We start from the raw sequence: 20,009 nt of genomic DNA, 5'->3' as shown, positions 1-20,009 counted from the left end.
GGGGCCCCGGAGCGAAGCTCCCGGAGTCGTGCGGGACAATGGAGTACGTACTCCATCCATCGGGGACCACCCCCGAACCCCCGGCCCACCCAGTCCGCGGGGTTGCCGTGACGAGAGCGCGAGGCGTAACCCCTGTGACCCGGATCGTGATCATCGGTGGCGGACCCGGCGGATACGAGGCGGCCCTCGTGGGCGCCCAGCTCGGCGCGGAGGTGACCGTCGTCGACTGCGACGGCCTCGGCGGAGCGTCCGTCCTGACCGACTGCGTGCCCTCGAAAACCCTCATCGCGACCGCCGAGGTGATGACGAACTTCGACTCCTCGCACGAGGAGCTCGGCATCATCGTCGCCGACGACACGCCGCACATCGAGCAGGCCGCCCGGATCGTCGGGGTGGACCTCGGCAAGGTCAACCGGCGGGTGAAGCGGCTCGCGCTCGCCCAGTCCCACGACATCACCGCTTCGGTGACCCGCGCGGGCGCCCGGGTGATGCGCGGTCGCGGCCGGCTCGACGGCCGCCAGTCGCTGGACGGCTCCCGCCAGGTGATCGTGACGGCGGCCGACGGTACCGAGGAGACGCTCACGGCGGACGCGGTGCTCATCGCGACGGGCGGCCACCCGCGCGAGATCCCCGACGCCCAGCCCGACGGCGAGCGCATCCTCAACTGGACGCAGGTGTACGACCTGAACGAGCTCCCCGAGGAGCTCATCGTGGTCGGTTCCGGTGTGACCGGTGCCGAGTTCGCCGGTGCCTACCAGGCGCTGGGGTCGCGGGTCACGCTCGTCTCCTCGCGCGACCGCGTGCTGCCGGGCGAGGACCCGGACGCGGCCGCCGTCCTGGAGGACGTCTTCCGCCGCCGCGGCATGAACGTCATGGCCCGCTCGCGCGCCCAGTCCGCCAAGCGGGTCGGGGACCGGGTCGAGGTCACGCTCGCCGACGGGCGGGTCATCTCCGGCACGCACTGCCTGATGGCGGTCGGCGCCATCCCGAACACCGCCGGGATGGGGCTGGAGGAGGCCGGTGTCCGGCTGAAGGAGTCGGGCCACATCTGGACCGACAAGGTCTCACGGACGTCCGCGCCCGGTGTCTACGCGGCCGGTGACGTCACCGGTGTCTTCGCGCTGGCCTCGGTCGCCGCGATGCAGGGCCGTATCGCGATGTACCACTTCCTGGGCGACGCGGTCACCCCGCTGAACCTGAAGACCGTCTCCGCCAACGTCTTCACCGACCCCGAGATCGCCACTGTGGGTTACACCCAGGCCGATGTCGACGGGGGCAAGATCGACGCCCGGGTCGTGAAGCTGCCCCTCCTGCGCAACCCGCGCGCGAAGATGCAGGGCATCCGCGACGGTTTCGTCAAGATCTTCTGCCGTCCGGGCACGGGGATCGTGGTGGGCGGCGTGGTGGTCTCGCCGCGCGCCTCCGAACTGATCCATCCGATCTCGATCGCGGTCGACAACAATCTGACGGTCGAGCAGATCGCGAACGCATTCACCGTGTACCCCTCGCTTTCGGGGTCGATCGCCGAGGTGGCGCGGCAGTTGCACACGCGGAAGGCCTCCGCCGAAGCGTAGGCCCCCTCCGGCGAGGGACAACCCCCGGCAACCCCCGGCAAGTCGGGACATCATCCGGTCGGGGACCGCAGAGGAACGGGACCGCCTATACCACTGGGCGGTCCCGTTTGTTCGGAACTTCTCGTATTCGGCGTATACGGCTGCACAGAATCGGCACCTGGGGTTACTGTCAGTTTCGTGTTCGCTGCAGAACGTCGTCAGTTGATCCTCGAAATGGTGCGCGCCAACGGGGCAGTATCGCTCCGCGAGCTCGCCCGCGTCGTCCAGACCTCCGAAGTGACCGTACGGCGTGACGTGCGGGCCCTGGAGGCAGAAGGACTCCTCGACCGCCGGCACGGCGGTGCGGTGCTGCCGGGCGGTTTTACGCGAGAGTCCGGCTTCCCGCAGAAATCCCATCTCGCGACCGCGGAGAAGACGGCCATCGCCGATGTCGCCGCGGGGCTGGTCGAAGAAGGCGAGGCCATCGTGGTCGGCGCGGGAACGACCACGCAGGAGCTGGCACGCCGGCTCGCGCGTGTGCCGGGCCTGACCGTGGTGACCAACTCCCTGCTGGTCGCACAGGCGCTGGCGCACGCCAACCGTGTCGAGGTGGTGATGACCGGCGGCACCCTGCGCGGCTCCAACTACGCGCTGGTGGGCAGCGGGGCGGAGCAGTCGCTTCAGGGGCTCAGGGTGTCCCGGGCGTTCCTCTCCGGGAGCGGCCTGACCGCCGAGCGGGGGCTGTCGACGTCCAACATGCTGTCGGCGAGCGTCGACCGGGCGCTGGTCCAGGCGGCCGCGGAGGTCGTGGTCCTCGCCGATCACACCAAGCTCGGCACCGACACCATGTTCCAGACCGTGCCGACGGACGTGATCACCCGGCTGGTCACCGACGAGCCGCCGCTGCACGACGACCGGGCGGCCACCGAGCTCCAGGCACTCGCGGACCAGGGCGTCCAGATCACGGTGGCCGGCGCGGGCACCTCGGGCGGTGACGCCGTCCCCCCGGGACGGCAGCCGCGCCGGGACGTTCCGCTGCCGGGCCAGCGCGCCGCCCGCCACCCCGGCGCCCAGCTCCGTAGCGCGTCCCTGGCGGGCGAGGCGGCCCCGGAGCGGGCGAGGGTGGCGGATCTGCGCCGTCGCTGACCGGTCCGGACGGCCGGTCGGACCGACGGGGCCTCAGGCCTTGAGGCCACGCAGCGTCAGGGTCAGCAGCCGATCGGCCAACTCGGGGTCGCCCGGGGACTGTTCGGCTGCCAGGGCGATCGCGTTGGTCAGCTGGAGCAGATCGTCGATCGACACGTCCGGCCGGACGGTACCGCCGTCCACGGCCCGCCGCAGCAACCGGGCGCCCGCCTCGCGCATCGGTACGTTGCACTCCGACAGCGCCGAAGTCGTGTCGTGCGACGCCGACATCAGCGCGCTGGCGAGCCCGCGGTACTCACCCGCATGAGTGATGACCGCACGCAGCCACCGCACCAGCGCCTCGCACGGCTGGGGCGCGTCGGCCAGTTGGCGCGAGTGCTCCAGGAGCGACGCCAGCGCGTCCTTGAACACCGCGTTCATCAGCGCGTGCCGGTTGGGGAAGTGCCGGTACAGCGTGCCGATCCCCACCCCCGCGCGGCGGGCGATGTCCTCCAGGGACGCGTCGGTGCCGTGCTCCGCGAAGGCGGTACGGGCCTCGCTCAGCAGCCGCTCGTAATTGCGGCGCGCGTCGGCCCGCATCGGCCGCACCGTGCCCGTTGCCGCGCTGGTCGTCATGGCGCCGGTCCTCCCTGCTCCGCCTCGTGCCTCCAGAATGCCATTGGGCCGGGCGACGCAAAGGGCCCGCCGGTCGGCACCGGCGGGCCCTTCGCACGCTGGGAGGCGTCAGTCCTTGATCTCGCAGATCGCGGCACCGGACGTGACCGACGCGCCGACCTCGGCGGACAGGCCCTTGACCGTGCCCGCGCGGTGCGCGTTCAGCGGCTGCTCCATCTTCATCGCCTCGAGGACGACGATCAGGTCGCCCTCCTTGACCTCCTGGCCCTCCTCGACGGCCACCTTGACGATGGTGCCCTGCATCGGGGAGGCGAGGGTGTCGCCGGACGCGGCCGAGCCGGCCTTCTTGGCGGCGCGGCGCTTCGGCTTGGCGCCGGCGGCCAGACCCGTACGGGCCAGGCTCATACCGAGCGAGGAGGGCAGCGAGACCTCCAGGCGCTTGCCGCCGACCTCGACGACGACCGTCTCGCGGCCCGGCTCGTCCTCGGCGTCGGCCTCCGCCGGGGCGGCGAAGGGCTTGATCTCGTTGACGAACTCGGTCTCGATCCAGCGGGTGTGGACCCGGAACGGGGCGCTGGTGAACGCGGGGTCGGTGACCACGGCGCGGTGGAACGGGATGGCGGTGGCCATGCCCTCCACGTTGAACTCCGCCAGCGCACGCGCGGCACGCTGCAGCGCCTGCTCACGGGTCGCACCGGTGATGATCAGCTTGGCGAGCAGCGAGTCCCAGGCGGGGCCGATGACACTGCCGGACTCCACGCCCGCGTCCAGACGGACGCCGGGGCCCGTCGGCGGGGCGAACGTGGTGACCGTGCCCGGTGCCGGAAGGAAGTTGCGGCCCGGGTCCTCGCCGTTGATACGGAACTCGAAGGAGTGACCCCGGACGGCCGGGTCGTCGTATCCGAGCTCCTCGCCGTCGGCGATGCGGAACATCTCGCGGACGAGGTCGATGCCGGTGACCTCTTCGGTGACCGGGTGCTCGACCTGGAGACGGGTGTTGACCTCCAGGAAGGAGATCGTGCCGTCCAGGCCCACCAGGAACTCGACGGTGCCGGCACCGACGTACCCGGCCTCCTTGAGGATGGCCTTGGACGCGCGGTACAGCTCGGCGTTCTGCTCGGCGGACAGGAACGGCGCCGGGGCCTCCTCGACCAGCTTCTGGTGGCGGCGCTGCAGGGAGCAGTCACGGGTGGAGACGACGACCACGTTGCCGTGCTTGTCGGCCAGGCACTGGGTCTCGACGTGCCGCGGCTTGTCCAGGTACCGCTCGACGAAGCACTCGCCCCGGCCGAACGCGGCGACGGCCTCGCGGACCGCCGAGTCGTACAGCTCGGGCACCTCCTCCAGGGTGCGGGCGACCTTCAGGCCGCGCCCGCCACCGCCGAAGGCGGCCTTGATGGCGATCGGCAGACCATGCTCCTCGGCGAACGCCACCACCTCGTCGGCACCCGACACCGGGTCCGGCGTACCGGCGACCAGCGGGGCCCCGGCGCGCTGGGCGATGTGGCGGGCGGCCACCTTGTCACCCAGGTCGCGGATGGCCTGCGGCGGCGGGCCGATCCAGGTGAGCCCGGCGTCGATGACGGCCTGGGCGAATTCGGCGTTCTCGGAGAGGAATCCGTAGCCGGGGTGGATGGCGTCTGCGCCGGAATCCTTGGCGGCCTGGAGCACCTTGGCCATGTCCAGGTAACTGGCGGCCGGGGTGTCACCGCCCAGGGCGAACGCCTCGTCGGCCGCGCGGACGTGCAGGGCGTCCCGGTCCGGATCGGCGTAGACGGCTACGCTTGCGATCCCGGCATCCCGGCAGGCACGGGCGACACGGACAGCGATTTCGCCACGGTTGGCGATGAGCACCTTGCGCACGATGGCTCCCTCCTTGAAACAAGCTGAGTTTAGGGACTGCCGACACGGCCTTTCGACCCGTCCCCAGTGGTGAGCTTGCCCACACGGAGCGTGATTCGAGGCGGAGGCGGGTCGCGAAATCCCTTGTCGCACCACGTTACGCAGGGCTTCTTCACGGCACAGTAACCCCGGGATGTGGTCAAGGTCTCTGTCTGCCGGGCCAGTGCCCCGTCCTGTTTCTTTGTGGAGTCCCTACGAATGGCCGAATGATTCTTTGCGGCGCTGCCAGAACCCTTGTCCCAGGGTTTACTCGTTAGTAGCCTTCGCGTCGCATCCGTACTGCAGGTAACTGGCAGGGGGGACCCGTGGTGGCCCGGAGACCGACAGCCGCAGCGACCGGGATCGTGCTGCTCGCCGAAGCGGTGGGCATCGTGCTCCTGCATACCGTGCTGGCCAAGGTTGTCGGCAATCAGCGCATGTCCCTGGCGGGCCTCGACCCCGACCTGATGATCACCGGCACCTGGGTAATGGGCGGCGTCTTTGGCGCCTATCTCGCCCTGTGCGGCGCCCTTGCCGTGACCCTTGCGGTCCGCGACCGCACGCCCGGGCGTGTCGTGCGCATTCTGCTGATCACCTGTGCGATCACCCACGGCGTGCTGGGTGCGCTGACGGTGGGACTGGTGGGGTGGGTGGCCTTCGGCTGGATGATGGTGGTGCTGGGCCTGCTGGTGGGGGTGCTGATGCTGTACGCGCCGGAGCCGGAGAGCGCGGCCGTCCCGGAGGGGCCGGCGGCGGCCTAGGGCGTGTTCCGGGCCGGACGGGACTTTCGGCACACGCCCTGGCGGCCCTCGGCCACCCGTGTCCCGGTCAGCGTCGCCCCCGCTTCTCGATCTGGCGCATCACACCGTCGATCGATGTGCGCAGGGCCGCGAGCGCCGCGCCCTGCCGGCGGGAGAGCGTGAGAAGGTCGTCGAGAGTGACCTTCCTTCTCGCGAGCGTCCTGGCGCAGTCGTCGGGCAGCATCGTCTTCTCGTAGTCCTTGATGCGGGCGACGATCTCCTCGAACGCCAGCTTGGGCCAGCGCTTCCCGGCCTGCCTGATCCGGCTGCACTTCTCGCTCAGGTCTTCGAGGTCCGCCTTGGTCGCGGCGGTCGACTCCAGCTTGTCCACCAGGACGAGGGTGTCGGCCAGCACCGCGTAGTCCGGCCGCAGGGCCTTGGCCTCGTTGTCGCACGTGCGCTTGCGCAGTTTGACCAGGGCGAAGTACACGCCGGCCAGGCAGGCGACCAGGCTGATCAGCGCGGCCCAGGTCCAGGTGTCGCCGAAGCCGCCGGTGCCCGACGGGCCTTCGGCGTGCGCCAGGCGGACGAGGGTGTGTCGCAGCTGTGGCGCCGGGAGGGAAGCGGGACAGGGCATGGTGGGTCGTCCTTGTCGGAACCGGGGTCCAGGGGGCACATGCGGGGAGACGTCGGCCGATGCGGCTGGTGGTCGAAAGGCTCTGACGGCCATGCGGACGGCTATGCGGTCGGCTCGATCAGGTGCGGTGCACGACTTGGGCATGTGCCAACGACATGCGCGATGTTTCGGTCATCCGGAGTGCGGGGTGCCGGGCGCGTGGGACCTTCGGTCATCGGTTCGTCCTTCGTCGGCGGAGCAAAGGTGGCAGGGATGGCCGGGGCCGCTCAGCGCTGTCCGCGGGGTCGCATTCCCGGAGAGCGCTGGGCCGGTCCAACGGGTCAGTCGAGCGGGTGCCGACGGACCAGCCACGAAATGATCTTGTGGCGTTCGCGCCACACGGGGTCCTTGCGCAGCACCGACAGCCGTACATCGTTGGTGGCCGTGTACACGGCGGCCATCCAGGCCCCCAACTGCAGGGCGAGCGCCGACGACACGCCCGATGTGATCAGGAGGCCGACCGTCATCATGAGGCCGACGCACGCGGCGCTGATCGGCATGGCGCGGTCGGGCACCCGGGCGATCGCCTGATGGGTGCGCGCCCGCCGCTCGCGCCGCTCCCGCCGGCACGACCGCACGACCGACTCGGCGTGGGTCCGTTGGTGGACCTCGGGGTCCGCTTCCCAACCCGAGTGCGTACGGAACTCGCCCGCCGGGCCTCCGTCGTCCGCGACCTTGCTGGTGGTGCACGTGGTGCTGGTCATCACTACTCTCCTTCGCTCGCGTCGTTGGTGGTCTTCTTCTTGCGCCGGTTTCCTTCGGTCGCGCGGGTCAGGAACCATTCGAGCGCCTCGACGTCGACCGCGTTCTTCTCCATCTCCTTCCAGGCGGTGCTCATGTGGGCGCCGCACGCCTTGCGGCTGATGCCCAGGACCGCCGAGCTGTCCTGACGGTGCAGACCGATGACCGACTCCAGGTGGAAGAGCTCCCGATGGCGGTGCGAGAGCTCCGTGTCCACGTAGTCCAGACCGGCGAGGATGGTCTTCTTCTTCTCGACGGGATCCCAGCCGCGTTCGAGTTCCTCCTCCCGGAGCTGATCCTCGACCGGCCCGATCAGCAGCGGCACCAGGGGCTCCAGGTGAAGCTCGGCCGCGGGAAGCGCGCCCGGCGCCATCAGAGCCTCCCGCCGCTTGGTGGCAGCCCGCAGCACCCGCCTCTTGAACCTGAGCCAGTCGGCGCGCAGATACCGCCGGCGCTCGGCCGCGACGTGATGGGCGGCGAGCTCCGTGAGCCAGGCGCCGATGTTCCACAGGGGCGGCGTCTGGAGATAGATCTCCCGCTTCAGCGCCAGGATCTGCCATGCCAGGATCGGGTTGGGGATGGAGGTGTCCTGCGACACGTGCGCCTCCCGCGCTGAGTGCGTAAGGGGTGGTGAACTGGCCACCACAACCACGCTACTCACGCGTGAACGGCATGGCTCAGACGTCGAATCGCACCCGACTGAGCTGGGAGAACCGTGTCACCGCGACGACTTCGGGCCGACCCGCCAAGGGCGGGGTCCGGCCGTCCGGGGTGTCAGGCCCACAGGTCCGTGATCTCGATGCCGAGCTCGCGCAGCAGTCGCCGCAGCAGGGGCAGCGAGAGCCCGATGACGTTGCCCGGGTCGCCGTCGATGCCGTCGACGAACGGGGCCGAGCGGCCGTCGAGGGTGAAGGCGCCCGCCACATGGAGCGGTTCGCCGCTGGCGACGTACGCGGCGATCTCCTCGTCCGTGGGGTCGCCGAAGCGCACCAGGGTGGAGGCCGTCGCGGAGGCGTACCGCTTGGCCGCCGTGTCGTAGACGCAGTGGCCGGTCTGGAGGATGCCCGCACGACCGCGCATGGCCTTCCAGCGGGCCGTGGCCTCCTCGGCGTCGGCCGGCTTGCCGAGGGCCTGCTTGTCCAGTTCGAGAACCGAGTCGCAGCCGATGACCAGCGCGCCGGACGCCTCGGGCTTCGCCGCCACATGAGAGGCCTTCGCCTCGGCGAGGGCGAGGGCGAGCTCGGCCGGTGTCGGGGCGGTGAACTTGTCCTCGTCGACTCCGCTGACGATCACCTCGGGGGTGAGTCCGGCCTGGCGCAGCAGGTTCAGGCGGGCGGGGGACGCGGAGGCGAGGACCAGGCGGCGGCGCTGAGCAGTCATGGTCGACATCGTACGGAAGACGGGCCGTCGCGGACCGCGTGTCAGCGTGCGCCGACCACGAACATCGCGAGCAGCATCGCCAGCGCGAGCAGGACCCCCGCGCGGCGCAGCATGGCCTGCACGTCCCGCATTTCCTTCGGGGGCTCGTTCTCGGGGTCGGACCACAGCATGCTGTCGATCCTGCTGCTCACGGAGGCGCGGCGCCTGAGTACGCGTACTCAGGCGCCCCGGTGCCGACGGACTAATCACAGGGAGGTGGCAGCGGGCCGCGCCCCCTCACACGTGTGGCAGTCCGGCCGGGAAGCCGGTCCAGCGCAGGTCCGCCGGCAGATGGCGCATGTCGTTGACGACGAGTACGGCGGTGGGGCGGCCGGGGGCGTACCGGATCACCGTGAGGGCGGCGTGGGCGTGGTTGAGGCCGAGCCAGCGCCAGGGCGGGGCGGCCAGGGCGTGCCGCAGCAGCCAGCCGATGAGGAAGTTGTGGGTGACCACGAGCTCATGTCGTTCCTCGTCGCCCGGGACGGGGCCGGTGAACTGTTCCAGGGCCTTGCGGGCGAGGGCCGCACCCCGGACGCGCTCCTCCTCGGTGCACGGTTCGAGGAACGCGAGCAGGTGGTCGGCGCAGTCGGCGGGGAGCTCGTCCCGCTCGGGGACGTACGGCACGTAGTCACCCGCGAGTTCGGACCGTTCGAGGGGGACGCCGTCGAGCTGCTGCCCGACGAGTGCGGCGGTGCGGGCCGCACGGGCCGGCGGGCCGTGGTGGACGACCGACAGGGGAACGTCACGCAGACGGCGCCCGAGCAGGATCGCCTGGCGGATGCCGTTCTCGCTCAGGCCGCTTTCGTCGGGCAGCGCCTCGCCGTGCCGGACGAGATACAGATAGCGGGCGGCGGTGGCTGTCATGCGGTGTTCCCCTCGGTCGATTCGCGATCATGGGGAATGACGGGGCCGCCCGCAGGACCGGTTCCGCGTGGTCGCGCCCGGCACGGGCTTTCGCGCGGCTCCGGGTGCCGCACGGGCACGGCGGCGGTACGAGACCGCCGCCGTACCCGCGGGCGCGATCAGACCGGCCAGTAGGACCGCGCCCAGGCCCGTGGGCCGGGGCGGGGCCGGGTGCTGCGCGCGATCCGCGCCGGATCCGACCAGTCCTCGGGCATCCGGGGAGCGCCGCCGTTCACGGCCGCCGCCGTGGCCGCGGCGCGCGCCTGAACCACCGCCAGTGCGGCGGCCAGCTCCTCCGGGGTCGGGTTGCCCCGTACGACCTTGATCATCCAGGGGCTCCTTAGAGGGGGATGTTGCCGTGCTTCTTCGGAGGCAGGTTTTCCCGCTTCGTCCGCAGCGAACGCAGGCCCTTCACGATCTGCGCCCGCGTGTCCGACGGCATGACGACCGCGTCGATGTAGCCGCGCTCGGCCGCCGTGTACGGGTTGAGCAGGGCGTCCTCGTACTCCTGGATGAGCTGCGCCCGCAGCCCCTCCTGCTCCTCCTCGGGAGCCGCCGCGATGGCCCGGCGGTGCAGGATGTTCACCGCGCCCTGCGCGCCCATCACCGCGATCTGCGCGGTCGGCCACGCCAGGTTGAGGTCGGCGCCCAGGTGCTTGGAGCCCATGACGTCGTACGCGCCGCCGAACGCCTTGCGCGTGATCACCGTGATCAGCGGGACGGTGGCCTCCGCGTACGCGTAGATCAGCTTCGCGCCGCGCCGGATGATGCCGCCGTACTCCTGGTCGACTCCCGGCAGGAAGCCGGGCACGTCGACGAAGGTCACCACCGGGATGTTGAACGCGTCGCAGGTCCGCACGAAACGCGCGGCCTTCTCCGAGGCGTTGATGTCCAGGCAGCCGGCGAACTGCATCGGCTGGTTGGCGACGATGCCGACCGGGTAGCCCTCGACGCGCCCGAAGCCGGTCAGGATGTTCGGTGCGAACATCCCCTGCGTCTCCAGGAACTCGCCGTCGTCCAGCACGTGCTCGATGACGGTGTGCATGTCGTACGGCTGGTTCGCGGAGTCCGGGATGAGGACGTCCAGCTCCCGGTCCTCCTCGTTCGGCTCCAGGTCCGCCTCCTCGGGGAAGGCGGGCGCCTCGGACAGGTTGTTCGAAGGCAGGTACGACAGGAGGGACTTGACGTACTCGATGGCGTCCTTCTCGTCACCCGCCATGTGGTGCGCCACACCGGAGGTGGTGTTGTGCGTCCGGGCGCCGCCCAGCTCCTCGAAGCCGACGTCCTCGCCCGTCACGGTCTTGATGACGTCGGGACCTGTGATGAACATGTGCGAGGTCTGGTCGACCATCACCGTGAAGTCGGTGATCGCGGGGGAGTAGACGGCACCCCCCGCGCACGGGCCGACGATCAGGCTGATCTGCGGAATCACACCGGAGGCATGGGTGTTGCGGCGGAAGATCTCGCCGTACATGCCGAGCGCGCTGACACCCTCCTGGATACGCGCGCCGCCGGAGTCGTTGATGCCGATGACCGGACAGCCCGTCTTCAGGGCGAAGTCCATCACCTTGATGATCTTCTGGCCGAAGGTCTCGCCCAGCGCCCCGCCGAAGACCGTGAAGTCCTGGGAGAACACGGCGACCGGGCGGCCGTCGACCGTGCCGTACCCGGTGACGACGCCGTCTCCGTACGGGCGGTTCTTCTCCAGGCCGAAGTTGGTCGAGCGGTGCCGGGCGAACTCGTCGAGCTCGACGAACGACCCCTCGTCCAGCAGCAGGCCGATCCGCTCGCGGGCGGTCAACTTGCCTTTGGCGTGCTGCTTCTCGACGGCACGCGCGGAGCCGGCGTGTGTCGCCTCGTCGATTCGGCGCTGCAGATCCGCGATCTTTCCCGCGGTGGTGTGAATGTCGATCTTTTGGGACTCTGCCGGCTCGGACATCGGGATGCGGCTCCCTGCCTGGTCACGGGTTCGGTGGCTACTGACCCGTAGCGTATCGGCGGGGATACCGTTCGGCAGTGCGGTGTTTGCCACACCTAGGCTGGCTTGCATGACGCCCTCACATGGTCCATCGCCCGGTTCCGCAAGCCGCTGGAGCGACCTCGACCGGCCCCCGCTGAACGCCTCGGCCCTGCGCCGGGCGCTGGTCCGCCCCGGCTCCCTGTGGAGCTCCCTCGACGTCGTGGCGGAGACCGGCTCCACCAACTCCGACCTGGCGTCCCGCGCCGCCGCCGTGCCCGAGGGGGCGGTCCTCGTCGCCGAGGAGCAGACCGCGGGGCGCGGCCGGCTCGACCGCGCCTGGACCGCGCCCGCCCGCTCCGGCCTCTTCTTCTCCGTCCTGCTCAAGCCGGACGTCCCGGCCGGGCGGCTGGCGTGGCTGCCGCTGCTCACCGGCGTCGCCGCCGCCACCGGACTGGCCCGGGCCGCGGGCGTCGACATGGCGCTGAAGTGGCCGAACGACCTGCTGGTGACCGTCGCGGGCGAGGAGCGCAAGACCGGCGGCATCCTCGCCGAGCGGGCCGGCGACGGCGTCGTCGTCGGCCTGGGCGTCAACGTCACCCTCCGCAAGGACGAGCTTCCCGTGCCGACCGCCGGCTCGCTCGCCCTCGCCGACTCGATCTCCACCGACCGCGACCCACTGCTGCGCGCGGTGCTGCGCTCGCTGGAGCACTGGTACGGCGAGTGGACGGCGGCCGGCGGCGACCCGGTCGCGTCCGGACTCCAGGAGGCGTACGCGGCGGGCTGCGCCACGCTCGGCCGCACCGTCCGCGCCGAGCTCCCCGGAGACCGCTTCCTGACCGGCGAGGCGGTCGCGATCGACAGCGACGGGCGGCTCGTGGTGGCCGACGCGCAGGGCCGCCGCGAGGCCGTCGGCGCGGGCGACATCGTCCATCTGCGCCCGGTCGACCGAACGCGCTGACGCACGGGGACGTGAGCCAGGGCACACCTGCCGTATCGTTGAGGCGATCCAGGACCAAGAGATCGGCAGACAGTGCGCAGGGAACGGGCAGGAGGCGGCCGGTGACCGTCGACGACGCGAATTCGGACGGGTCGGGACACCGCACCTCGGAGCAGCCCTCTTCGGAGCACCCCACCCCCCACCATGTCGTCGACCATACGGCGGAGCCGACCGACGACCCCCTCGCCATCCGGCTCGAACAGCTGATCCTCGGTGCCGAGCGCCGGTACACCCCCTTTCAGGCGGCCCGCACCGCCGGTGTCTCCATGGATCTCGCCTCCCGCTTCTGGCGGGCCATGGGGTTCGCCGACATCGGCCAGGCCAAGGCGCTGACCGAGGCGGACGTCCTGGCCCTGCGCCGGCTCGCCGGTCTGGTCGAGGCCGGGCTGCTGAGCGAGCCGATGGCCGTGCAGGTGGCCCGCTCGACCGGCCAGACCACCGCCCGGCTGGCCGAATGGCAGATCGATTCCTTCCTGGAGGGCCTGACCGAGCCGCCCGAGCCCGGAATGACCCGTACCGAGGTCACCTATCCGCTGGTCGAGCTGCTGCTGCCGGAGCTCCAGGAATTCCTGGTGTACGTGTGGCGGCGCCAGCTCGCCGCCGCGACCGGTCGCGTCGTGCAGGCCGCCGACGACGAGGAGATGGTGGACCGCAGGCTGGCGGTCGGTTTCGCGGACCTGGTCGGCTTCACCCGGCTGACCCGCCGGCTGGAGGAGGAGGAGCTCGGCGAGCTGGTCGAGGCGTTCGAGACCACCTCCGCGGACCTGGTCGCCGCCCACGGCGGCCGGCTCATCAAGACCCTCGGTGACGAGGTGCTCTTCGCGGCGGACGACGCCGGTACGGCCGCCGAGATAGCGCTGCGCCTGATCGAGACCCTCACCCACGACGAGACGATGCCGGCGCTGCGCGTGGGCATCGCGTTCGGCACCGTCACCACCCGGATGGGCGATGTCTTCGGTACGACGGTGAACCTCGCGAGCCGGCTGACGTCGATAGCGCCCAAGGACGCCGTCCTGGTGGACGGGGCGTTCGCCGAGGAGCTGGTCCGCACGGGGGAGGCGCCCGTGTCGGAGGCGCAGGTGGCCGAGGAGGAGGCGCGCGCGGAGAAGGAGGGCGAGGCCCCGGCCGATCTGTCGAAGTACCGCTTCGCGCTCCAGCCGATGTGGCAGCGACCGGTGCGAGGCCTCGGTGTCATCGAACCCTGGCTGCTGACGCGGCGGGAGCCTAAGATCCCCGGATAACGCTCGTTAACCGGGAGGGTTCAGTTCATGTCCGAGCAGATGCCGGAGCAGCGCTTCGGGGAGTTCGTCGCGGTACGCCGTCATGAGCACGTGGCGGAGCTGGTGCTCGACCGCCCCAAGGCCATGAACGCCGTCTCCACCGAGATGGCCCGTTCGATCGGCGCCGCGTGCGACGCGCTGGGCGCCGATCCCTCGGTCCGGGTGACCGTGCTGACCTCCTCCAACGACAAGGCCTTCTGCGTGGGCGCCGACCTCAAGGAGCGCAACTCCTTCACCGACGCCGAGCTCGTGCGCCAGCGGCCGGTCGCGCGCGGCGCCTACACCGGTGTCCTGGAACTGCCCATGCCGGCCATCGCCGCCGTGCACGGCTTCGCCCTCGGCGGTGGCTTCGAGCTGGCGCTCGCCTGCGACCTCATCGTCGCCGACTCGACGGCGGTCGTCGGGCTGCCCGAGGTGTCCGTCGGTGTGATCCCGGGCGGCGGCGGTACGCAGCTGCTGCCGCGCCGGGTCGGAGCGGCGCGGGCGGCGCAGCTGGTGTTCACCGCCGAGCGCCTGCGGTGCGACGAGGCGGAGCGGCTGGGGCTCGTCGACCGGATCGCGGAGGACGCCCGGACGGGCGCGCTGGAGCTGGCGGCCCGGATCGCCGCCCACTCGCCCGTCGGACTGCGTGCCGCGAAGCGGGCCATGCGGCTCGGTCAGGGGCTCGACCTGCGCGCCGGCCTGGAGGTCGAGGACGCGGCATGGCGCTCGGTGGCCTTCTCCGGAGACCGCGCGGAGGGCGTCGCCGCGTTCAACGAGAAGCGGAAGCCGCAGTGGCCCGGGGAATGAGGAGTGCCCGGCGGGTAAGAAGTCGGGAAACCTCCCTAAGCTTGAGGAATGGGTGAGGATGTCCGGCTACGGGCTGTAGTGGCGCTGGCGCAGGCCATGGCGTCCGCGCACACACCGCGCGAGTCCTGGCGGGCTGCCGCGCTCGGCGCGGCGGACGCGCTGGGCGGGACGTTCGCCGCCCTCTCGACCTGGGAGCGGGACCTGGGCCGGCTGAAAGTGCTGGTCAACGCGGGGGACCGGGCGCCGGGGGAGGAGGAGTTCCCGGACGCCGAGACCTACCCCGTGCACCAGTTCTCGGAAATCACCGAATTCCTCCACGAGCGGTGGGCGGGCGGCGGTGAGCCGAACGCCTGGGTCGAGACGGCGGACGGCCGGGTCCCCGGCGCCCACGGCCACTATCAGCTGGGGTCCTCCCCCGTGCACGGAGTGCTACGGGGGAGGGTCGCCATGCTGCGGCGGCGCGGGCGCGGCTGCTGCGTCGTCGCGCCGATCGTGCTGCACGGCCGCGCGTGGGGCGAGCTCTATGTGGCCCGGCCGGCCGGCGCGCCCGTCTTCGACCCCGCCGACGCCGACTTCGCGACCGTGCTGGCGTCGGTGGTGGCGGCCGGGATCGCCCAGACCGAACGACTGGAGGAGGTCCGCAAGCTGGCCTTCACCGACCCGCTGACCGGACTGGCCAACCGCCGGGCGGTCGACATGAGGCTGGACGAGGCGGTCGAGCGATTCCGGGCCGACGGCTCCGTGGTCAGCCTCGTCGTCTGTGACCTCAACGGCCTCAAACGGGTCAACGACACCCACGGTCACGCCGTGGGCGACCGGCTGCTGGAGCGGTTCGGCTCGGTGCTCTCCTACTGTGGGGCGATGCTCCCGGGCGCGCTGGCCGCGCGGCTGGGCGGCGACGAGTTCTGCCTGGTGACGGTCGGCCCCGAGGCGGACGAGGTCGTGGCCGCCGCCGACGAGCTGTGCGCACGCGCCCATGAGCTGGAGCTCGGCGAGGGCGTGGCCTGCGGGATCGCCTCGACCGGCGACCCGATCGGGCCCGTGCGCTCGGCCCGCCGGCTGTTCCGGCTGGCCGACGCGGCCCAGTACCGGGCGAAGGCCGCCCGCTCGCCCAAGCCCGTGGTGGCGGGCCGCGACGGCACTGTCATCCGGCTCGCGGACGCCCCGCCGACGGCCTCGCGCGACCGCCGGCGCTTCCGCGACGCCCACCCCGAATCCTGACGGATCGAGCCGTGCCGCCGGTAAGGAGCCGCCTTCGGAAGGGGTAGTGACACGTTGGGATTCAATCCGTACGCTGCTGAATATGGATATGCACACAGTCGTGGTGGGGACGTCCGGCACCACCGCACAGGACGTCATCGCCGTGGCCCGGGGCAACGCGCGTGTCGAGCTCTCGCAGGAGGCCGTCTCCGCGCTCGCCCGGGCCCGTGAGATCGTCGACGCCCTCGCCGCCAAGCCCGAGCCCGTCTACGGCGTGTCGACCGGGTTCGGCGCCCTCGCCACCCGGCACATCAGTCACGACCTCCGTGCCCAGCTGCAGCGCAACATCGTGCGCTCGCACGCCGCGGGCATGGGTCCCCGCGTCGAGCGCGAGGTCGTCCGCGCGCTGATGTTCCTGCGGCTCAAGACCGTCGCCTCCGGTCACACCGGTGTCCGCCCGCACGTCGCCCAGACCATGGCCGACCTGCTCAACGCCGGAATCACCCCGGTCGTGCACGAGTACGGCTCGCTGGGCTGCTCCGGCGACCTCGCCCCCCTCAGCCACTGCGCGCTCGCGCTCATGGGCGAGGGTGACGCGGAGGGCCCCGACGGCGTCGTCCGCCCCGCCGGCGAGCTGCTCGCCGCCCACGGCATCGAGCCCGTCGAGCTCCGCGAGAAGGAGGGCCTCGCCCTCCTCAACGGCACCGACGGCATGCTCGGCATGCTGATCATGGCCCTCGACGACCTCGACCGGCTCTACAAGTCGGCCGACATCACCGCCGCCCTCTCGCTGGAGGCGCTGCTCGGCACGGAGCGGGTGCTCGCCCCCGAGCTGCACGCCATCCGGCCGCACCCCGGCCAGGGCGCCGCCGCCGCGAACATGCTCGCCGTCCTCAAGGGCTCCGGCCTCACCGGCCACTTCCAGGAGGACGAGGCCCCCCGCGTCCAGGACGCCTACTCGGTCCGCTGCGCCCCGCAGGTCGCCGGCGCCGGACGCGACACCATGGCCCACGCCCTTCTCGTCGCCGAACGCGAACTGGCGTCCGCCGTCGACAACCCGGTCGTGCTGCCCGACGGGCGGGTGGAGTCCAACGGCAACTTCCACGGCGCCCCCGTGGCATACGTCCTGGACTTCCTCGCCGTCGCCGCCGCCGACCTCGGCTCCATCGCCGAGCGCCGCACCGACCGGCTCCTCGACAAGAACCGCAGCCACGGTCTGCCGCCGTTCCTTGCCGACGACGCCGGCGTCGACTCCGGCCTGATGATCGCCCAGTACACGCAGGCCGCGCTGGTCAGCGAGATGAAGCGGCTGGCCGTCCCGGCCTCGGCCGACTCCATCCCGTCCTCGGCCATGCAGGAGGACCACGTCTCCATGGGCTGGTCCGCGGCACGCAAGCTCCGTACCGCCATCGGCAACCTCAACCGGATCATCGCCGTCGAGCTGTACGCCGCGACCCGCGCCATCGAGCTCCGCACCGGCCTCACTCCGGCACCCGCCTCGCAGGCCGCCATCAAGGCGCTGCGCGCGGCCGGCGTCCAGGGCCCCGGCCCGGACCGCTTCCTCGCCCCCGACCTGGAGGCCGCCGACGTCTTCGTCCGGGAAGGCGCCCTGGTCACCGCCGTCGAGCGGATCACCGGGCCGCTGGCCTGACCTTCCGCGGAACCGAATGCGAGGGCCGTCCCCGCCGGGGGCGGCCCTCGGTCGTGACCGGATACGCGCGGCTCCTGGCCGTGACCGGATACGCGCGGCTCCTGGCCGGGACCGGATACGTGTGGCTCCTGGCGGTGACGGGCGGCGGCGTGCGGCCGCGACCGGCGACGACGCCCTCGGCCGTGCCGGCCGCCCGACCGCGCGGGCGGCTCAGAGCGCGGTGTACGAACTCCGGCGCACCGCGAAGGTCACCAGGCCCACGCCCAGCCCCAGGAACGCCGCGCCACCGAACAGATAGGGGGTGGTGTCCACACCACCGGTGTCGGCCAGGACCAGGTCCCGGCCCTGCTGCGGTGCGGCGTCGGCGCTCGTGGCGGACGCTCTGGACCGCTGCTCCACCCGCACCTGCTCATCGGTGGCGTTGGCCGAAGGGACGAACCACAGCGCACAGAGCAGGGTACCGGCGGCGGTGGCGGTCAGCAGCGGTCGGCGTGCGACGGACACAGATTCAGATCCCCTTGCGGAACCGAGAATTGGTGGGTGCGCCGATGCTAATGAACACAGCGGGTCGCAGGAAAGTCGCGGGCCCCCGCGGCTTACGCTCCGTCATATGAGCCCTGCTGAGACATCACGGTTTGTTCGACTTCGGGTCGAATTGGTGCTGGAGGTGAGCGACGCCGAAGAGCTTACCGACGCCGCTCTGGAACGTATCGAAGCCGATGAGTTCATGCCGGAGGAGGAGCGCACGCACGCCCGCTCGGCCGTCCGCGAGGACGAAGCGGAAGCGCTCGCGTACCTCGTGGAGCCCGCGGACCTGATCGACGAGGTGCCCGGGATCGAGGTCGTCCAGGCCTCTTGGAGCTGCGAGCAGCTCGAGGACTACGACCCCGGCGCGGAGGAGTGGGACATGGACGAGGAGGATGATGAGGTGTACCTCGGCGGCGAGGGGGGACGCCTGTAGACGAACGCGCCTCGGGCCCCGGACACCGCAGCCGCGCGTGTGTCCGGGGTCCGTGCGTGCGGGGCGGCCGCCCGGGCCCGGTTCGCGAGTCCGGGAACCGGATCCGCCGCTTGTGCGTGTCGATCAGTGGCGTTGCCCACATGCGGCAGTGGTCTTGCCCACATCCGGGTCCGATCCGGAACCGGACGGGGTGTTATGGGTGTTGTTGAAACAGTTGGCAGGGAATCGGCGACGATGGAGAAGCGTGTGATGACGGACAGCAAGCGGCGCAGGGGCCTGGTGGCCGCGTCCGCACTGCTCGGTGGCGTGCTGGTGCTCACCGCCTGCAACGGCGGGGACGACAAGGCCGCGGCCGAAAGCCCGAACAAGTCACAGGCGCAGGTCGACGAGGCGGCGGCGAAGGACGCCTCCCAGGCCCGAATAGTCATCACGCCCAAGAACGGCGCCCAGAACGCGTCGATCAACGACGCCAAGGTCACCGTCAGCGACGGCACCCTCACGCAGGTCACCATGACCACCCAGGACGGCAAGAGCGTCAAGGGCGAGATGGCCGCCGACAACAAGAGCTGGCAGCCCTCCGAGCAGCTCGAGCGCGCCACCATCTACAAGATCACGGCGACGGCCAAGGACTCCGAGGGCCGCGAGGCCCACGAGAACTCGTCGTTCACCACGGTGTCGCAGGCCAACAGCTTCATCGGGAACTTCACCCCCGAGGACGGCTCCACCGTCGGCGTCGGGATGCCGGTCTCGATCAACTTCAACAAGGCGATCACCGACCGCAAGGCCGTCCAGGCCGGCATCAAGGTCACGTCCAGCAGTGGCCAGGAGGTCGTCGGCCACTGGTTCAACGGGCAGCGCCTGGACTTCCGCCCCGAGCAGTACTGGGCCGAGGGCTCCACGGTCACCATGAAGCTCGACCTCGACGGCGTCGAGGGCGCGGAGGGCGTCTTCGGCGTCCAGCAGAAGACGGTCACCTTCAAGATCGGCCGCAACCAGGTCTCCACCGTCGATGCCGAGACCAAGACCATGACGGTCACCCAGGACGGCAAGACGGTCAAGACCATCCCGATCTCCGCCGGCTCCCCGGAGAACCCGACCTACAACGGTCAGATGGTGATCTCCGAGAAGTTCAAGGAGACCCGGATGAACGGTGCCACCGTCGGCTTCACGGACGACGACGGCAAGGGCGAGTACGACATCAAGGACGTGCCGCACGCCATGCGGCTGTCCACGTCCGGCACGTTCATCCACGGCAACTACTGGGGCGCCGACTCGATCTTCGGCAGCGTCAACACCAGCCACGGTTGCGTGGGCCTCAACGACGCCAAGGGCGCGAACGACCCGAGCCAGCCCGGTGCCTGGTTCTACGACAACTCGATCATCGGTGACGTGGTCGTCGTCAAGAACTCCAAGGACACCACCATCAAGCCGGACAACGGCCTGAACGGCTGGAACATGAGCTGGGCGGAGTGGAAGGCCGGTTCGGCGGTCTGACGC

At 71.0% G+C, this 20,009-nt stretch carries 21 protein-coding genes; 10 read left to right on the top strand and 11 right to left on the bottom strand.

The features are described 5' to 3' along the window. Positions 1-38 precede the first annotated feature (38 nt). Both ACY34K_RS02895 and ACY34K_RS02890 read left to right on the top strand, forming a co-directional pair. A complete protein-coding gene (locus ACY34K_RS02895; protein WP_462743041.1) occupies positions 39-1,574 on the top strand; it encodes an NAD(P)H-quinone dehydrogenase in 1,536 nt (511 codons plus the stop codon). 177 nt (positions 1,575-1,751) lie between these two features. Continuing rightward, a complete protein-coding gene (locus ACY34K_RS02890; RefSeq protein WP_462743038.1) occupies positions 1,752-2,699 on the top strand; it encodes a DeoR/GlpR family DNA-binding transcription regulator in 948 nt (315 codons plus the stop codon). Between the two features lie 33 nt (positions 2,700-2,732). On the opposite strand, the gene ACY34K_RS02885 is transcribed toward ACY34K_RS02890, so the two are convergent. Then, positions 2,733-3,314: a TetR/AcrR family transcriptional regulator gene (locus tag ACY34K_RS02885; protein ID WP_462743035.1), complete on the bottom strand. Its 582-nt coding sequence runs from the start codon at positions 3,312-3,314 to the stop codon at positions 2,733-2,735. A gap of 108 nt (positions 3,315-3,422) precedes the next feature. Continuing rightward, entirely contained in the window at positions 3,423-5,177 is a 1,755-nt protein-coding gene (locus tag ACY34K_RS02880) for an acetyl/propionyl/methylcrotonyl-CoA carboxylase subunit alpha (RefSeq protein WP_462743032.1), read from the bottom strand. A 383-nt stretch (positions 5,178-5,560) separates the two neighbouring features. On the opposite strand from ACY34K_RS02880, the gene ACY34K_RS02875 reads away from it, so the two are divergent. Then, the gene (locus ACY34K_RS02875) at positions 5,561-5,956 is read left to right on the top strand and encodes a hypothetical protein (RefSeq protein WP_462743029.1); all 396 of its coding nucleotides are present in this window, start codon (positions 5,561-5,563) and stop codon (positions 5,954-5,956) included. A 67-nt stretch (positions 5,957-6,023) separates the two neighbouring features. Here ACY34K_RS02875 and ACY34K_RS02870 read toward each other — a convergent pair whose 3' ends face one another. The 8 genes from ACY34K_RS02870 to ACY34K_RS02835 all read right to left on the bottom strand — a co-directional run bounded on the left by ACY34K_RS02870 (position 6,024) and on the right by ACY34K_RS02835 (position 11,613). Next, the gene (locus tag ACY34K_RS02870) at positions 6,024-6,572 is read right to left on the bottom strand and encodes a hypothetical protein (protein ID WP_462743026.1); all 549 of its coding nucleotides are present in this window, start codon (positions 6,570-6,572) and stop codon (positions 6,024-6,026) included. Between the two features lie 320 nt (positions 6,573-6,892). Then, positions 6,893-7,315 carry a hypothetical protein gene (locus ACY34K_RS02865; RefSeq protein ID WP_462743023.1) on the bottom strand — a complete coding sequence of 141 codons (423 nt, stop codon included), beginning with the start codon at positions 7,313-7,315 and terminating at the stop codon, positions 6,893-6,895. 2 nt (positions 7,316-7,317) lie between these two features. After that, the gene (locus ACY34K_RS02860; protein ID WP_462743020.1) at positions 7,318-7,950 is read right to left on the bottom strand and encodes a hypothetical protein; all 633 of its coding nucleotides are present in this window, start codon (positions 7,948-7,950) and stop codon (positions 7,318-7,320) included. Positions 7,951-8,126: 176 nt separating this feature from the next. Then, on the bottom strand, positions 8,127-8,732 hold the full coding sequence (locus ACY34K_RS02855; RefSeq protein ID WP_462743017.1) for a Maf family protein: 606 nt from the start codon (positions 8,730-8,732) through the stop codon (positions 8,127-8,129). Between the two features lie 41 nt (positions 8,733-8,773). Then, complete coding sequence (gene mmpB, locus ACY34K_RS02850; RefSeq protein ID WP_462744004.1) at positions 8,774-8,902, bottom strand: morphogenic membrane protein MmpB; 129 nt, start codon at positions 8,900-8,902, stop codon at positions 8,774-8,776. Positions 8,903-9,008: 106 nt separating this feature from the next. Continuing rightward, the gene (locus tag ACY34K_RS02845; RefSeq protein WP_462743014.1) at positions 9,009-9,635 is read right to left on the bottom strand and encodes a histidine phosphatase family protein; all 627 of its coding nucleotides are present in this window, start codon (positions 9,633-9,635) and stop codon (positions 9,009-9,011) included. 158 nt (positions 9,636-9,793) lie between these two features. Then, positions 9,794-10,003, bottom strand: coding sequence for an acyl-CoA carboxylase subunit epsilon (locus ACY34K_RS02840; protein WP_462743011.1), 210 nt, complete (start codon positions 10,001-10,003; stop codon positions 9,794-9,796). Positions 10,004-10,014: 11 nt separating this feature from the next. After that, entirely contained in the window at positions 10,015-11,613 is a 1,599-nt protein-coding gene (locus ACY34K_RS02835; RefSeq protein ID WP_462743008.1) for an acyl-CoA carboxylase subunit beta, read from the bottom strand. Between the two features lie 109 nt (positions 11,614-11,722). Between ACY34K_RS02835 and ACY34K_RS02830 the strand changes: the two genes are divergently transcribed. The 5 genes from ACY34K_RS02830 to hutH all read left to right on the top strand — a co-directional run bounded on the left by ACY34K_RS02830 (position 11,723) and on the right by hutH (position 17,551). Continuing rightward, on the top strand, positions 11,723-12,592 hold the full coding sequence (locus tag ACY34K_RS02830) for a biotin--[acetyl-CoA-carboxylase] ligase (protein ID WP_462743005.1): 870 nt from the start codon (positions 11,723-11,725) through the stop codon (positions 12,590-12,592). Positions 12,593-12,693: 101 nt separating this feature from the next. Continuing rightward, positions 12,694-13,872 (top strand): adenylate/guanylate cyclase domain-containing protein, encoded by a 1,179-nt coding sequence (locus tag ACY34K_RS02825; protein WP_462743002.1) that lies wholly within the window; start codon positions 12,694-12,696, stop codon positions 13,870-13,872. 39 nt (positions 13,873-13,911) lie between these two features. Next, the gene (locus ACY34K_RS02820; protein WP_462744002.1) at positions 13,912-14,700 is read left to right on the top strand and encodes an enoyl-CoA hydratase/isomerase family protein; all 789 of its coding nucleotides are present in this window, start codon (positions 13,912-13,914) and stop codon (positions 14,698-14,700) included. Between the two features lie 48 nt (positions 14,701-14,748). Further along, positions 14,749-15,921, top strand: a complete 1,173-nt coding sequence (locus tag ACY34K_RS02815) for a GGDEF domain-containing protein (protein WP_462742998.1) — start codon at positions 14,749-14,751, stop codon at positions 15,919-15,921. Between the two features lie 88 nt (positions 15,922-16,009). Continuing rightward, positions 16,010-17,551, top strand: a complete 1,542-nt coding sequence (gene hutH / locus ACY34K_RS02810; RefSeq protein WP_462744000.1) for a histidine ammonia-lyase — start codon at positions 16,010-16,012, stop codon at positions 17,549-17,551. Between the two features lie 210 nt (positions 17,552-17,761). On the opposite strand, the gene ACY34K_RS02805 is transcribed toward hutH, so the two are convergent. Beyond that, positions 17,762-18,055, bottom strand: a complete 294-nt coding sequence (locus ACY34K_RS02805) for a hypothetical protein (protein WP_462742995.1) — start codon at positions 18,053-18,055, stop codon at positions 17,762-17,764. Between the two features lie 106 nt (positions 18,056-18,161). On the opposite strand from ACY34K_RS02805, the gene ACY34K_RS02800 reads away from it, so the two are divergent. Together ACY34K_RS02800 and ACY34K_RS02795 are read left to right on the top strand one after the other, a co-directional pair. Continuing rightward, positions 18,162-18,512 (top strand): hypothetical protein, encoded by a 351-nt coding sequence (locus ACY34K_RS02800; protein ID WP_462742992.1) that lies wholly within the window; start codon positions 18,162-18,164, stop codon positions 18,510-18,512. A 234-nt stretch (positions 18,513-18,746) separates the two neighbouring features. Then, positions 18,747-20,006 (top strand): L,D-transpeptidase, encoded by a 1,260-nt coding sequence (locus ACY34K_RS02795; protein WP_462742989.1) that lies wholly within the window; start codon positions 18,747-18,749, stop codon positions 20,004-20,006. Positions 20,007-20,009 lie beyond the last annotated feature (3 nt).

This window comes from Streptomyces sp. STAM6 (assembly GCF_054963715.1).
The sequence above is the reverse complement of the archived record's forward strand: the minus strand, read 5'-3'. Positions and strand labels throughout refer to the sequence as shown.

Coding starts and splice junctions, on each gene's coding strand:
- hutH (WP_462744000.1), top strand. CDS start 16,010: ATGCACACAGTCGTGGTGGGGACGTCCGGCACCACCGCACAGGACGTC.
- ACY34K_RS02815 (WP_462742998.1), top strand. CDS start 14,749: ATGGGTGAGGATGTCCGGCTACGGGCTGTAGTGGCGCTGGCGCAGGCC.
- ACY34K_RS02800 (WP_462742992.1), top strand. CDS start 18,162: ATGAGCCCTGCTGAGACATCACGGTTTGTTCGACTTCGGGTCGAATTG.
- ACY34K_RS02870 (WP_462743026.1), bottom strand. CDS start 6,572: ATGCCCTGTCCCGCTTCCCTCCCGGCGCCACAGCTGCGACACACCCTC.
- ACY34K_RS02865 (WP_462743023.1), bottom strand. CDS start 7,315: ATGACCAGCACCACGTGCACCACCAGCAAGGTCGCGGACGACGGAGGC.
- ACY34K_RS02820 (WP_462744002.1), top strand. CDS start 13,912: ATGCCGGAGCAGCGCTTCGGGGAGTTCGTCGCGGTACGCCGTCATGAG.
- ACY34K_RS02845 (WP_462743014.1), bottom strand. CDS start 9,635: ATGACAGCCACCGCCGCCCGCTATCTGTATCTCGTCCGGCACGGCGAG.
- ACY34K_RS02795 (WP_462742989.1), top strand. CDS start 18,747: ATGGAGAAGCGTGTGATGACGGACAGCAAGCGGCGCAGGGGCCTGGTG.
- ACY34K_RS02885 (WP_462743035.1), bottom strand. CDS start 3,314: ATGACGACCAGCGCGGCAACGGGCACGGTGCGGCCGATGCGGGCCGAC.
- ACY34K_RS02895 (WP_462743041.1), top strand. CDS start 39: ATGGAGTACGTACTCCATCCATCGGGGACCACCCCCGAACCCCCGGCC.
- ACY34K_RS02855 (WP_462743017.1), bottom strand. CDS start 8,732: ATGACTGCTCAGCGCCGCCGCCTGGTCCTCGCCTCCGCGTCCCCCGCC.
- mmpB (WP_462744004.1), bottom strand. CDS start 8,902: ATGCTGTGGTCCGACCCCGAGAACGAGCCCCCGAAGGAAATGCGGGAC.
- ACY34K_RS02840 (WP_462743011.1), bottom strand. CDS start 10,003: ATGATCAAGGTCGTACGGGGCAACCCGACCCCGGAGGAGCTGGCCGCC.
- ACY34K_RS02830 (WP_462743005.1), top strand. CDS start 11,723: ATGACGCCCTCACATGGTCCATCGCCCGGTTCCGCAAGCCGCTGGAGC.
- ACY34K_RS02835 (WP_462743008.1), bottom strand. CDS start 11,613: ATGTCCGAGCCGGCAGAGTCCCAAAAGATCGACATTCACACCACCGCG.